We start from the raw sequence: 13992 nt of genomic DNA, 5'->3' as shown, positions 1-13992 counted from the left end.
TTGGCGTGCCCCGCTGTGACGGAGCAGACTCTCCCCGTCCCGGTGCCGCTCCCGCTTACGCTTCCTCAGTACCGCTGTGCGGCCTGCGGGTTCGCGGCCAGTTCGGCTTCCACCTCGGCGTGGAACTTCTTCTCCACTACGAAGGACAGGAAAGGCACTACGCCGCCCAGCGCCAGGAGGATGAGCTTCATGAACGGCCACCGCATAAGCGTCCACAGGCGGAAGTTGGAGATCAGGTACACGACGTACATCCAGCCGTGGACGATTAGCACGGCGACGGAGATGTTCGCGCCGCCCACCACGCCCTTGGGCTCGGCGTCGGCGAAACCCAGGCCGAACGGCTGGCCCGTGACGGCGTTGACGCCACCGGCAAACAGGTACTGGCCAAAGGCGTAACGTGCGATGAGTTCGGCGCAGAGCAGCAGCAGCATGGCGCCTGTGAGGTATGCCAGCACCTCGTAGAACTTCACGGCGGAACGGATCTGCCGCTCGGTACCACCGAAGCGGCGCTTCTTGCCCTTGCCCTGCGCAGGACCCTGCTGGACGGCCGGTTTCGGTTCGATCATGGCTTTACCTTTTGTTGGAGCTGTTCAGAAGTTACTTGGGTGGGCGGAGTGGGCTGAGCATCATGGTGAAGATCGTCGTCGAGTTCCTCTTCGAGGTCCCGCCGGTAGTCGTCCTTCACCAGGCGCCACCAGATAAACAGGGCGAAGCCGGCGAACACCACCCATTCGAGCGAGTAGAAGAGATTGAGCCAGTTGACCTGCTGCGCGGGCGGCTGGGGACCGATTTCCAGGGGTTTCAGGGCTCCGTCAACGGCCGCCGCGGACAGGTCGGACCCGGCCGCCAGTTCGGAGGTTGCGGCCACGAATCCCGGGTACATGCTGACGTCCCAGTAGTTGATGAGTTCGGCCACCGACACGGCGGAGGCCCGTCCGGCGTCCGGCGCGGTGGACGGCAGCGGCGATTCTGACGGCAGCAGCCGTCCGGTGAGGTTCACAATGCCCGACGGCGGTGCGCCGGCGTCGTCGGGATCTGCCACCCAGCCGCGGGCTACTGGAATCCACGTCTGGGGGGAAGCAGCGACGCCGGTGACTGCGGGCGCTCCGGTCACGGCGAAGGCGGAAACCACCCAATAGCCGTTCTCGCCATTCTTCAGGCGTCCTGGCACCAGGACCTGTTTGGCGGGGTCGTAGGTTCCGTCGGCGGAGACCATCTGATCTGACACTGAACCGGGGAAGAAGGCTCCGGGCTCAAGCGTCTCCGCCAGCATCCTGACGTCCTCGGTAGCGGGATTCACCGCAACTTCGGGCTGCGTGGAGCGCCCGAACTGCCACTGGCTGAGCAGGACAAACACCCCGGAGACGGCGATCGCGAAGACCAGGCCTGCGATCCATCGGGGCTTAAGGGCTGTTTTCCACACGTGTTAACCGTACTTCGTTCCTCTGTAGAACAACTAAACGACCGCGGGCCCAATTTCTAGTGGTCGAAGAACACCAGGCTTGAGTTGATGAGCTCGGCGATGACTTCGGCATCGTAGGCGCGCCGCAGCGACTCCCGGAAGGAATCCTTGGAGAGAGAGCGGGCAAGCGTGGCCAGGACTTCGAGGTGATCGGAAAACGAGCTTGCAGGGGTGGCGATCAGCAGAATGACGGTGGCCGGACCGTCGGCGGCACCGAAGTCCAGGGAGTGACCGTACTTGGTGATTCCCACGGCGATGGACGTCCGCGAGACGAATTCGCTGCGGGCGTGCGGGAGGCCGATCCCGCCCGGCAGGCCGGTGGCGAGCTGGTGTTCGCGGGCGTTGACGTGTTCCAGGAACCGCGGCAGGTCCGTGACCCGCCCGGCGGCGAAGAGGCGCTCTGCGAGTTGCGCCGCGGCGTCCGACTTGTCCGTTGCCTCCAACTCCAGAATCACCAATTCGGAGGTGGTGAGATCGGCATCGTACCGGTCAAGTGGTTCCGCCAAGGCGTGTCCCTTCAGTCAGGAGAATTGCTGGTGCGCGTTGCCGCCTCAGCGCAAAGGGACGATGTCCTCCACGCCCAGCCGTGCGGCGTCGGCGGATTCGTCGTCCGGCTGCTGCTGGCTCAGCCGTTCAGCTTCAACGCGTGCTATGTAGTGCTTTATTTCGCTTTCGCGCTGTACATCGCTCCAGCCAAGGGCTTCGCCCATAAGTTTAGCGACAACCGGCACCGCCGACACGCCGCGGTCCCAGGCCTCGATGGAGATGCGCGTCCGCCGGGTCAGGACATCATGGACATGCCGGGCGCCCTCGTGAGTTGCGGCGTACACGGCTTCGGCCTGCAGGTAGTCGTCAGCACCTGGCAACGGCTCCGCCAATTCGGGATTCCGGGCGATGATGTCCAGAATCTCCGGAGTCATGGACCCGTAGCGGTTGAGCAGGTGCTCCACCCGGGCCACGTGCACGCCGGATTCTTCAGCGGTCCGGCTCCGGCGGTTCCAGGCCGCCTTGAAGCCGCTGGCACCGAGCAGCGGAATGGTTTCGGTGCAGCTCGCCGGGACCCGCTCATCCATGGTCCGGGTGGCCTCGTCCACGGCGTCCTTGGCCATGACCCGGTAGGTGGTCCATTTGCCGCCGGCCACCACCACCAGGCCCGGTACGGGGTGGGCCACGATGTGTTCACGGGACAGTTTCGCCGTGGAATCGTTCTCCCCTGCCAGGAGCGGGCGCAGTCCGGCGTAGACGCCTTCAACATCCTCCCTGGTCAGCGGGCGTTTCAGGACCCGGTTGACGTGTTCGAGGATGTAGTCGATGTCCTTGCTGGACGCCGCCGGGTGGGCTTTGTCGAGGTTCCAGTCGGTGTCTGTGGTGCCGATGATCCAGTGCCGGCCCCATGGAATGACGAACAGCACGGATTTTTCGGTGCGCAGGATCAGCCCCACCGTGGACTGGAACCGGTCGCGGGGCACTACGAGGTGGATACCCTTGGACGCCCGGACCTTCAGCTGCCCGCGGTCAGTGACCATGGCCTGGGTTTCATCGGTCCACACCCCGGTGGCGTTGATGACCTGTTTGGCTTTGATGTTGAATTTCGAACCGTCTTCGTGGTTGACCACTTTGGCCCCCACCACGCGTTCACCTTCCCGCAGAAAATCCACCACCGCCATCTGGTTCACCGCATTGGCGCCATAGTGCACTGCCGTCCGGACGAGGTTAGCCACATACTTGGCGTCATCCACCTGGCCGTCGTAGTAGCGGATGGAGCCCACAAAGGCGTCTCTTTTCAGGCTGGGGGCGGCCCTGAGGGTGCCCCGCCTGGTCAGGTGTTTGTGGAACGGCACGCCGCGGCTGTGCCCGCCGGTAATGGACATGGCGTCATAGAGAGCGATCCCGGCGCCCACATAAGGCCGCTCCAGGAACGGTTTGGTCAGCGGATACAGGAACGGCACCGGGCGGGCAAGGTGCGGGGCAAGGACCGAAAGAATCAGGCCACGCTCGTGCAGCGCTTCCTTAACCAGCCCGAAATCCAGCATCTCCAGGTAGCGCAAACCGCCGTGGATCAGCTTGGATGACCGGGACGACGTGCCGGCCGCCCAGTCGTTGGCCTCCACGATCCCCACACTGAGGCCTCGGGTCACGGCGTCCAGCGCCGCACCGGTGCCCACGATGCCGCCGCCGACAATCAGGATGTCCAGTTCGTTGCCGGGTTCCGAGGTGGCCCTGAGCCTGGCGATCGATGCTTCCCTGGCCCCAGGACCAAGGACCCCGCCTTCGTTTGGAACAGTGTTCACAGAACGCCTCCCTTGCCGCTGCTGCCGGTAGTAGATCCACACTACTTCTTTGCCGCACGGTTGGGCAGGGCGGGTTCAGCGAGGGAGTCGCTCCAGCGGACGCCACAGCGGCGTCGGCCGCTTGTCAGCGAGAGCCTGTCAGTTACCCGTGTACGGAGAAACTACGACGTCGACGCGCTGGAATTCCTTCAGGTCCGAATAGCCGGTGGTCGCCATCGAACGGCGGAGTGCGCCAATCAGGTTGGACGTGCCGTTGGTGTGGTGGCCGGGCCCGAAGAGTACCTCTTCGAGCGGTCCGACCGTGCCGACGTTGGCGCGGTCACCGCGGGGAAGCTCCAGGTGGTGGGCCTCCTGACCCCAGTGCCAGCCCTTGCCGGGTGCCTCTTCGGCCCGCGCGAGGGCGCTGCCCAGCATCACGGCGTCGGCGCCCATGGCAATTGCCTTGACGATGTCACCGGAGGTGCCCATGCCGCCGTCGGCAATTACATGGACGTACCGTCCGCCGGATTCATCCATGTAGTCACGGCGGGCGGCCGCGACGTCGGAGATGGCGGAGGCCATGGGCGAGTGAATGCCCAGGGCACGCCGCGTGGTGGCGGTGGCTCCGCCGCCGAAGCCGACCAGGACGCCGGCGGCTCCGGTGCGCATCAGGTGCAGGGCGGGCGTGTAGCCGGCCGCCCCGCCCACAATCACGGGGACGTCCAGTTCGTAGATGAACTGCTTGAGGTTCAGGGGTTCGTGGTCTTTCGAGACGTGCTCGGCTGACACGGTGGTCCCGCGGATCACAAAGATGTCGACGCCGGCAGCCACCACGGTTTTGTAGTGTTCCTGGGTGCGCTGCGGGGTCAGCGAACCGGCAACGGTGACACCGGCAGCACGGATCTCGGCAAGGCGGGACGTGATCAGTTCAGGCTGGATGGGGGCCCGGTACAGCTCCTGCATGCGGCCCGTCACCGCGGGGCTGTTGACCTCATCCTGGAGGGCGCCGATCTCGTCAAGGATGGGCTTCGGGTCCTCGTAGCGGGTCCAAAGCCCCTCAAGGTCCAGCACGCCGAGCCCGCCCAGCCGGCCCAAGGCGATGGCCGTCTCCGGGGACATGGCCGAATCCATCGGGGCGGCAATCACGGGCATGTCGAACTTGTAGGCATCGATCTGCCAGGAAACGGAAACGTCCTTGGGGTCGCGGGTACGACGGTTGGGGATAATCGCAATGTCATCCAGGGAGTAGGCACGACGCCCACGCTTGCCACGGCCGATCTCGATCTCGTAAGTCACGTGACCACTTTACTTGAACGTTCCGGTATGGCGCAGGGCGCGACCGGCAGGAACGCACAAACGATAGTTAAAGTTCTTTTGACTTATTTTGTCAAGTATTTACAAGATCTGAAAATAGCTTTACGTTTACTCTCGGCCAGGAGGTGATAAGTCGTCCTGGCCGCACATCACTCCACCCCAATCAAGGGCACAGCGTTGTGCCCCCGTGAGAGAAAGCAGATCCAATGGGAACTCCGAAATCCAGGACGTCACGTGTCCTGGCCTTATCGCTGGCGGCCGTCGTTGGCACTATGGCATTCGCCAGTACTCCCGTTTTCGCAGCCCCCGGGGACCCCGGCGACGCCGGTGACGCCGGTAGCGGGACCGCGTTTGTGCAGAACGTTGAAGCCGGCGAGTCCTATTCCAAGTTCATCGTCGGCTACAAGCAAGGCCCCGCCAACGCCAACGCGAGTGGCCGCGCGAACGCCTGGGGCAAGGCCGCGAAGCAGCAGGGCGTATCGGTCCAGGAAGTGCGGACCCTGGCCACCGGTGAAACCCTGATCCAGGCCGACAAGGCATTATCCGGCCAGGCTGCCAAGGCTTTCATGACCGAACTCGCCGCGTCCGGCGCGGTCGACTTCGTCGAACCTGATGCCATCATGAAAATCTCCCTGAGCCCGAACGACCCCCGCTACGGCGAACAGTGGGACTTCACGGCCGCCAACGGAATGCGGATCCCTGGCGCCTGGGATGTCTCGACAGGAGCCGCGGCCACAGTGGCAGTTCTTGATACCGGCATCACATCCCACCCGGATCTTGACGCAAACGTCCGGCCGGGCTACGACTTTGTCTCGGACTCGGCTTCCGCCAGGGACGGCAACGGCCGGGACTCCGACCCGCAGGATCAGGGCGATTGGTATGCGGCAGGTGAGTGCGGGGAAACCACGCCGGGCAACTCCTCCTGGCACGGCACGCATGTCGCGGGCACTGTCGCCGCTGTAACCGGTAACTCCACAGGGGTTGCCGGCGTGGCCCCAGACGCCAAAATCGTCCCGGTGCGCGTACTCGCAAAATGCGGCGGATCACTGTCGGACATCGCTGACGCAATCGTCTGGGCCTCCGGGGGGACGGTCACAGGCATCCCTGCCAATTCCAACCCGGCTCAGGTCATCAACATGAGCCTTGGCGGGGGCGGTACCTGTGGGGCCACTTACCAGAACGCCATCAATGCGGCCGTCAACAGGGGCACCACGGTGGTAGTAGCGGCCGGCAACGAGGCCCAGAACGCCGCCAACTCCCGGCCGGCGAACTGCAGCAGTGTTGTTTCCGTCGCCGCTAGCAACCCCAGCGGCACCCTCTCCTACTACTCCAACTACGGCACGTCCGTGGATCTGACGGCTCCGGGCGGCGACGTCCGTGTGGCCGGCGGCGGTATTCTCTCCACCATCAACACCGGCACCACAACTCCCGGATCGGCCGGCTACGCGAACTACCAGGGCACGTCGATGGCAACGCCCCACGTTGCAGGCCTGGTGGCACTCATGGAGGCCAAACAGCCTTCGTTGACGCCAGCCCAGGTGGAATCAACCCTCAAGCTGGGAACCCGCCCGATGCCGGGTGGCTGCACCCTGGGCTGCGGGGCCGGGCTCTCGGACGCCACCAAGACAATGGGCCTGCTGGGCGGCACAACCCCTCCGCCGTCAGGGAACCTGTTGCTCAACGCCGGATTTGAAGACGGTGCCGTTTCCTGGACGTCCAACCACGCGGACACCGTCGAAACAGGAACGAATGCCCGCACGGGCACCCGGTTCGCCGGCTTGAACGGCTGGGGGCAGGCCACAAACTACAGCCTGGACCAGTCCTTCACCGTTCCGTCCACGGTTTCCAGTGCCTCGCTCTCGTTCTATCTGAAGACACTGTCCGATGAGACCACCGGAAGCACGGCCTACGACACCCTCAAGGTCCAGGTCATCAGCGGCGGCGTCACCAGCACGCTGGCAACGTATTCCAACCTGAACGAGACCGCCGCCTACGTGCAGAAGCAGCTGGATCTCTCCGCATTCAAGGGCAAGAGCGTGACACTGCGCTTCCTCGGAGTTGAGGATTCCTCACTGCAGACCACCTTCTACATCGATGACACTTCGGTGACCACCTCATAGCTTCCGGCCGGGAAATATCGGGGACCGCCGGTCGCGCACTCCTGCGCGGCCGGCGGTTCGTGCATCGGGGGCTGTGCTTGCCTCGCGGTCAGCCAACGCCGCCAGCGACCCCGCGGGGACAAGTCCCCATCGCGTGGCTTCGGCTCATGGAATAGTTTGGACTGACAACCGCAGGCAGGCATCGCCGGCACGAATAATTTGGGGGAGACTATGGCGCCAGGCTTTTACGGTGCTGACATCGAACAGCTTCGCGCGCTATCAAAATCCCTGGGGCAATCGGGAACGCGGCTGAAGAACGAGGAATCCAGCGTCAATTCCCTGGTTAAATCCGCTGTCTGGAAGGGCACGGACGGGGACAAGTTCCGCAGTGATTGGGCTTCTTCCCTGCGGTCCATGCTGAACCAGGCCTCGGAGTCGCTTAACAGCCAGTCCAAGGTCCTTCTCGGCCAGGCCAAAGACCAGGAAGAGCCAGCAGTGCCGGAGGCGGCCTTACTTCCTCCCCTGCTGTCGGTGCCGGCATGACGGGCACGGCCACGGATCCCCGCGCGACGGCGTTTGGTTTCGCCCAGCGCCGGTCCTGGGTCTTCTCGGCCTGGTGGTACCCAATCGTGCTGACGATCTCCGGGGCACTGCATGCCGGACTCGCTGTGGTCCTTGGGCAAAGCACGGAACTGGGAATCTTCATGGCAATCCTTGGCGCAATCTTCGCGTCCCTGGGCTGGGTCTTCACAGCGTGGCCGCGGTTTACCCGCAAGCCTCCCAAGCCCGCTTCGGACATCCCCCGGGTGGAGCAGGGAATCCGGATCACTCCTGGCATGATCAGGACCGTGCTCATCGCCAGCGGACTGGGTATCGGCGCCCTGGTGCTGTTCACGCCCAACGGCGGCTCTCCGGAGACGCTTCCAATGCTGGGAATGCTCGTAACGCTGCCGGTGGGGGTGGCCGCAGGCCTGGCCTACACGGGCTGGCTCATGAAGAACAGCGCCGAACTGTACGCCCGGTGGCTCGAACGCCGCTGAGAGCGGCTCGGCGGACCCGTCAGACGCCCTCGGCCTAGTCCACGGCCAGCTGCGATTCGAACATCCTGAAGTAGCGGCCGCGCAGTGCCACCAGTTCCTTGTGGGTCCCCTGTTCCACAATCTGCCCGTCCTCGAGCATGTAGACAATGTCGGCCTTCTCAATGGTGGCAAGCCGGTGGCTGATGGCAATGATGGTGCTGCTGCGGTCCGCGAAAAGCCGGGTGAAGATCCGGTGCTCGGCCAGCGCGTCGATGGCAGACGTTGGCTCGTCCATCACCATAAAGGTGGCGTTGCGGTAGAAATTCCGGGCCATCGCGAGCCGCTGCCACTGGCCGCCGGAGAGCCCGCTCCCTTTTCGGCCGCGCGGATCCTCCATCCAGTTGCTGACGTAGTTGTCCAGGCCGTTGGGCAGCTTGTTGATGAACTCCAACGCTTCGGCGTCGCTGGCCGCCCGGCGGATCCGGTCATCGTCACGGGGCGAATCGACGTCTCCAAAGCGGATGTTGTCGGCGGCGGTGGCGAATTCGTACTTCAGGAATTCCTGGCTCAGCACCGCCAGGTGGCGGTGCCAGGACTTAACGTCGACGGCGGCGAGGTCAACGCCGTCGAGCATTACCTGCCCTGAGTCCGGCCGGTAGAGACCGGCGAGGATCCGGATCAGGGTGGACTTTCCCGCCCCGTTCTCACCTACGACGGCGATGTGCTGGCCCTCGCGGATGGTCATGCTGATGCCGCGGATCACCTCGGTGTCACTGCCCGTGTAGGTGAAACGAATGTCCCGCAGTTCCACTGTTTTGGGTGCCTGTAGCAGAGGCGGCGAATGGTCCGAATGCACCGGCATTGCCATGAACAGCTCGTAGTCCTTGAGGTTGGCGAGATCCTCATCAATGGAACTGAGGGAGGAGACCAGGCTGTTGGCTGTGGACAGTGCGCGGCTGACGATCTGCTGGACGTAGAGGAACTGGCCAACGGGCTGGGCACGGGCGATGATCTGGCCCACCACCCAGATCAGGGAGATCACCTCGGCGCCGTACTGCAAGGCGTCGGCGGCGAGCTGCTTGGGAATGTAGCGCCTCTGGAAGTCCAGGCGGCGCCGCTCATCAGCATCGCGCAGCCGGGAGCGGAGATCCATCAGGTAGCCCACGATCCCGTACAGGCGCATTTCGGCGATGTGCTGCGGGCGGAGCAGGTTAGTCTCGATCATCCGCCGCTGCCGGCGGGAGTCCACCTGCGTGTTCCAGTGCGCGATCTGCTCGCGCGAGAGCTTGAACTGCAGGTAGACGCTGGGCACGATGGCCATCAGCACAATCACCGCAATCCACCAGCTGACCAGCAGCAGGGCTCCCACGGCCAGGATCACGGAGACCAACTGGGTGAAGATGGCCGCGATCCGGTCCAGCACGCGGGCATACGAATCCGAGAATCGCTTGGCCAGGTCGTAGAGGTCCACGGTTTGTTTGTCGTCGTAGCGCCAGAACTCAAGCGCCAGAAAACGCTCGTACATCTGGTCGCCCACGATGGCGCCCACCTTGAAGCTCATGAGCTGCTGGATGTAACGGTCCACGCTGCTGAAGCCGCCCCAGAAGAGCCCCAGGGCAGCCGTGATAATGACATACACAATGGCCTGCTGGCCCGCAGCGGAATCGCCGGTGTAGGCTGCCGCCAGCGCCGTGGTGGTCAACGCTGCGAAGTAGGTGGTCACCAATGGCAGCGTCGCCGAAATGAGCGAACCGACTACTTTCATCACGACGGCGGCTGGCGAGGCCCTGAAACTGACCCGCAGCACTTGCGCCACGGCCCGGGCGTAGGGCCTCAGGGCCAAACGCCGCTGAGGGTCCTTTTTTGGGTTCAGTTCGCCGGGATGGCGTGGTTGGGACATGGATTCAGCCTAGTCCCGCCCGGTGATCGAGAGCCTGGGCCCACGGCGCCCGGTTCCCTGGCCGCAGCGAAGCGAGGTCAGGGAGGCGCCGAGGCTTAGCGCGAACCGTAGTTCGGGGCCTCCACCGTCATCTGGATATCGTGCGGGTGTGATTCCTTGAGGCCTGCCGGGGTGATGCGGACGAACTTGCCGCGGGCCTTGAGCTCCGGGATGGTGGGCGCGCCGGTGTAGAACATGGTCTGGCGGAGGCCGCCGACCAGCTGGTACGCCACTGAGGCGAGCGGGCCGCGGTAAGCGACGCGGCCTTCGATCCCCTCGGGGATGAGCTTGTCATCACCGGAGACGTCCGCCTGGAAGTAGCGGTCCTTGGAGTAGGACGTGTTCTTGCCGCGGGACTGCATGGCGCCCAGCGAGCCCATGCCGCGGTAGCTCTTGAACTGCTTGCCGTTGACGAAGATCAGCTCGCCCGGGGACTCATCGCAACCGGCCAGGAGGGAACCCAGCATCACGGTGTCGGCGCCGGCCACCAGCGCCTTGCCGATGTCGCCCGAGTACTGCAGGCCGCCGTCGGCGATCAGCGGTACGCCGGCAGGGATGGCTGCCTTGGCGGACTCGTAAATGGCGGTGATCTGCGGGACGCCCACGCCGGCCACCACGCGGGTGGTGCAGATGGAGCCCGGACCTACGCCCACCTTGATGCCGTCGGCACCGGCGTCGATCAGGGCCTGGGCACCTTCGCGGGTGGCGGCCTGGCCGCCGATGATGTCCACGTGCGCTGCGACGGGATCGGACTTCAGGCGGCGGATCATGTCCAGCACACCCTGGGAGTGGCCGTTGGCCGTGTCAACGAAGAGTGCGTCGACGCCGGCCTCGACCAGTGCCATGGCGCGTTCCCAGCCGTCACCGAAGAAGCCGATGGCGGCACCTACGCGGAGCCGTCCCTCGTCATCCTTGGTGGCCAGCGGGTACTGCTCGGCCTTCGTGAAGTCCTTGGTGGTGATGAGGCCCTTGAGCCGGCCCTGCTCGTCAACGAGCGGGAGCTTTTCGATCTTGTTTGTGGCCAGCTTGTGGGAGGCTTCCTCACGGCTGATGCCAACATGCCCGGTGATCAGCGGCATCTTGGTCATCACGTCGCTGACCAGCCGCAGCGGGAAGTCGGCTTCGGGCACAAAGCGGGTGTCGCGGTTGGTGACAATACCGAGGAGCCGCATGCCCTCGTCCACAACGGGGAGGCCGGAAACCCGGTACTGCGAACAGATCTCATCCAGTTCCGCCAGCGTTGCCTCAGGGCCAATGGTCAGCGGGTTGGTGATCATCCCGGACTCGCTGCGCTTCACGCGGTCCACCTGGTCGGCCTGGTCCTGGATGGACAGGTTGCGGTGGATAACACCCAGGCCGCCCTGGCGTGCCATGGCGATCGCCATCCGGGATTCGGTGACCGTGTCCATGGCGGCGGACAGCAGCGGCGTGTGAACGGTGATCCGCTTGGAAATCCGCGATGAAGTGTCAGCCTCGGACGGGATGACGTCCGTGTGGCCCGGAAGGAGCAGGACGTCGTCGTAGGTCAGGCCGATGAAGCCGAAAGGATTGTGCTCGGGCTGGGTCATGAGTGCGCCTCTTACCTTGGTTATGGGTTCACGGGTAGGGGTTGCAGCTAATGACCAGCCCGTCATTACGGGACTGGTCCGTGCAGGGCCTTAGTACATTCGGGTGCCTCATGCGCGGTCACCGTGCAGAAAGCTTTGAGTAAATATTAGAACCTCGACGCCGATCCCCCTATTCCGGGAGTCCATTGTGAGCAACGGCACGGATCCCCACCCGAGCCCTAACCTCGCAAGCTCGGCCAGGGAACCCCGCGGGCGTGGCCCTACTGCCGAGGTCTCAGTTCCAGCCCGTCGCCGCCAGCATCCGCTCCTCAAACATGGGAATCATGCTTTCCACATACGTCCGGCTGAGGTGGTTGTCGTCCTTGTACACGTAGACGTTGCCCACCACGGCTGGGCAGATACCGCCGGCGCAGATGAAGTCGCTCAGGTCCATCAGGTGCAGCCCGTCGACCTTCCCGCGGTAACTCTCCAGCGGCGACGGCTCCACCAGCGATTCGTTCAGCGGCGGGTTGCAGGCCGGGGCGTTCGCGCTGTGGCGCTGGACGCACTCGGGCATGTTGATGGTGAAGCGCGGGTTGTCCCGGATGCCGACGATCTCTATGCCGGCGTCCGCGATGGGCTGGATGCCTTCGAGGTACGCCGGCACCTCGGTCTCGAACGGGGCTTCCTCATGGGTCAGGGTGGCCACGGTGAAGACGGCATCCGGCCGGTGTTCCAGCACGTACGCTGCGCTGGCCCGGTTGTAGGCGTCGCACTCGGCACTCCGAGTCTCGGATTCGGCCCCGAAACGGCATGCCGGCATCAGCAGGGTGACCAGCTCCCAGCCGCGGGCTTCCGCGATGGGAGCCAAGGCGGCCAGATACTGCTGGGCATGGGAGTCACCCAGCACAACGATTCGTTTGGTGGCTTCGCCGGACGGTACAGCCTGCCGGCACCCTTCCAGCGCAGGGTCGGGCGTGGCGTTCGGACCGACACAGGGCGCATGGATTCCGGCCCAGTCGTTGTCCAGGGCGGTCGGCCCAGGAATGATCCTCCCCTGCGGTGCCGGCGCTCCGGCGTTGCCCGGGGTCAGCAGGGCCGCTCCCGGCGTCAGCTCGCGGGGCTGAGCGGCAGTGGCAGCTTCCTCCGCGGTGAGGCTCGTCTGCCAGACCGCCACGGGTCCGGCCAGCAGGGCACAGCAGGCAACCACGACGACGGCGGTGCGCCAGGTGCGCACCTGCGGCCAGCGCCACTCGCGGAGCGGTTTTTCGACAAAGCGGGTGGTGAGGACGGCTAGGACCACCGAGGCGGCGATGATCGCGGCGCCCTGGATGAGGTTGGGTGATTCGACGCCGGTAGCGGCCAGCGCAAGCACCAGGATGGGCCAGTGCCACAGGTAGAGGGCGTAGGAGTTATCACCCAAGGAGACCAGCGGCTTCCAGCTCAGGAGGCGGTCCACACCAAACCGGCTCCCGCTCTGCCCGGCCACGATGATCGCCGCGGCCGCCAGTGTGGGCCAGAGTGCCACGAATCCGGGGAACGCCCGGTCCACGGTCAGCAACAGACCGCAGGAGACCATGGCCACCAGCCCGGCCCAGCCGAGCGCCACACGCAGGAACTTTCCGGGCTTCAGGTGCGGCAGGCTAAGTGCCAGCAGCGAGCCCAGTGCGAATTCCCAGAGCCGCGTCCGGGTGTCGAAGTAGGCGTAGGCCTGGTTAGTGGCCGTCTGGTCAATGGAGAACGCGAGCGAGGCAACAAGGATGCCAGCGAACGCGGCTGCCACGACGGCCCGATAGCTGGCGTTGTACCGGTGCCTGAGGAGCCGCCACACAACAGCGGAAGCGGCGAAGACGAGAGGCCACAGGATAAAGACCTGTCCCTGGATGGACAGGGACCAGAAGTGCTGCAGGGGGCTCGCCGCGGCGTGGTCCTGGGCGTAGTAGTCCACGGCGGTGTCCGCCAGCAGCCAGTTCTGCCGGTACAGCAGCGCCGCCCAGGCCTGGTCCAGGATGACGGGCCAGCGGCCTTGCGAAAGGATCAGCCACGTGCCTGCCAGGACCCCCAGGATCACCACGACGGCGGCCGGCAGCAGTCGCTTGAAGAGGTGCAGCCAGTGCCGCAACAGATTGAGGGAGGTGCCGGCTTCCGCTTTCCGCACGAAGGACAGCGTCAGCAGGAAGGCCGAGATCAGGAGGAAGATATCCACCCCACCGGACACCCGACCAAGCCACACATGGTAGGTCACCACCATCAGTACGGCGAGCGCGCGTAGGCCCTGGACTTCGGGACGGAATGTCGGTTTCCGGGCGGGTGTCCTCGTGCCGGTCTTTGCGTCCAGCGCA

The 13992-nt window shown here is 64.8% G+C and carries 11 protein-coding genes; 3 read left to right on the top strand and 8 right to left on the bottom strand.

The window, feature by feature from the left end; all coding sequences use genetic code 11:
• Nucleotides 1-65 precede the first annotated feature (65 nt).
• The 5 genes from ACZYZ4_RS01675 to ACZYZ4_RS01655 form a co-directional block, all read right to left on the bottom strand.
• Complete coding sequence (locus ACZYZ4_RS01675; protein WP_463857582.1) at nucleotides 66-566, bottom strand: DUF3817 domain-containing protein; 501 nt, start codon at nucleotides 564-566, stop codon at nucleotides 66-68.
• A complete protein-coding gene (locus ACZYZ4_RS01670; RefSeq protein WP_463857580.1) occupies nucleotides 563-1423 on the bottom strand; it encodes an SURF1 family protein in 861 nt (286 codons plus the stop codon). The genes ACZYZ4_RS01675 and ACZYZ4_RS01670 overlap by 4 nt, the downstream gene beginning before the upstream one ends.
• Before the next feature lie 56 nt (nucleotides 1424-1479).
• Nucleotides 1480-1968 carry a PTS sugar transporter subunit IIA gene (locus ACZYZ4_RS01665; protein WP_463857578.1) on the bottom strand — a complete coding sequence of 163 codons (489 nt, stop codon included), beginning with the start codon at nucleotides 1966-1968 and terminating at the stop codon, nucleotides 1480-1482.
• Between the two features lie 45 nt (nucleotides 1969-2013).
• Nucleotides 2014-3753, bottom strand: a complete 1740-nt coding sequence (locus ACZYZ4_RS01660; RefSeq protein ID WP_463857576.1) for a glycerol-3-phosphate dehydrogenase/oxidase — start codon at nucleotides 3751-3753, stop codon at nucleotides 2014-2016.
• 138 nt (nucleotides 3754-3891) lie between these two features.
• A complete protein-coding gene (locus ACZYZ4_RS01655; RefSeq protein WP_463857575.1) occupies nucleotides 3892-5028 on the bottom strand; it encodes a GuaB3 family IMP dehydrogenase-related protein in 1137 nt (378 codons plus the stop codon).
• A 224-nt stretch (nucleotides 5029-5252) separates the two neighbouring features.
• Between ACZYZ4_RS01655 and ACZYZ4_RS01650 the strand changes: the two genes are divergently transcribed.
• The 3 genes from ACZYZ4_RS01650 (at nucleotide 5253) to ACZYZ4_RS01640 (ending at nucleotide 8185) form a co-directional block, all read left to right on the top strand.
• A complete protein-coding gene (locus tag ACZYZ4_RS01650; protein ID WP_463857573.1) occupies nucleotides 5253-7166 on the top strand; it encodes a S8 family peptidase in 1914 nt (637 codons plus the stop codon).
• Between the two features lie 210 nt (nucleotides 7167-7376).
• Nucleotides 7377-7688 carry a WXG100 family type VII secretion target gene (locus ACZYZ4_RS01645; protein ID WP_463857572.1) on the top strand — a complete coding sequence of 104 codons (312 nt, stop codon included), beginning with the start codon at nucleotides 7377-7379 and terminating at the stop codon, nucleotides 7686-7688.
• Nucleotides 7685-8185, top strand: coding sequence for a hypothetical protein (locus ACZYZ4_RS01640; protein WP_463857570.1), 501 nt, complete (start codon nucleotides 7685-7687; stop codon nucleotides 8183-8185). The genes ACZYZ4_RS01645 and ACZYZ4_RS01640 overlap by 4 nt, the downstream gene beginning before the upstream one ends.
• A 34-nt stretch (nucleotides 8186-8219) precedes the next feature.
• Here the strand turns inward: ACZYZ4_RS01640 and ACZYZ4_RS01635 are convergent, their stop codons facing one another.
• From ACZYZ4_RS01635 to ACZYZ4_RS01625, 3 genes are all read right to left on the bottom strand, one after another.
• Nucleotides 8220-10064, bottom strand: a complete 1845-nt coding sequence (locus ACZYZ4_RS01635; protein WP_463857568.1) for an ABC transporter ATP-binding protein — start codon at nucleotides 10062-10064, stop codon at nucleotides 8220-8222.
• A 95-nt stretch (nucleotides 10065-10159) separates the two neighbouring features.
• Complete coding sequence (gene guaB, locus ACZYZ4_RS01630; RefSeq protein ID WP_463857566.1) at nucleotides 10160-11671, bottom strand: IMP dehydrogenase; 1512 nt, start codon at nucleotides 11669-11671, stop codon at nucleotides 10160-10162.
• Nucleotides 11672-11945: 274 nt separating this feature from the next.
• Nucleotides 11946-13988, bottom strand: coding sequence for an acyltransferase family protein (locus ACZYZ4_RS01625; protein ID WP_463857897.1), 2043 nt, complete (start codon nucleotides 13986-13988; stop codon nucleotides 11946-11948).
• Nucleotides 13989-13992 lie beyond the last annotated feature (4 nt).

It is taken from the genome of Pseudarthrobacter adonitolis (assembly GCF_055412845.1).
This window is presented reverse-complemented; position numbering and strand designations above follow the sequence as displayed.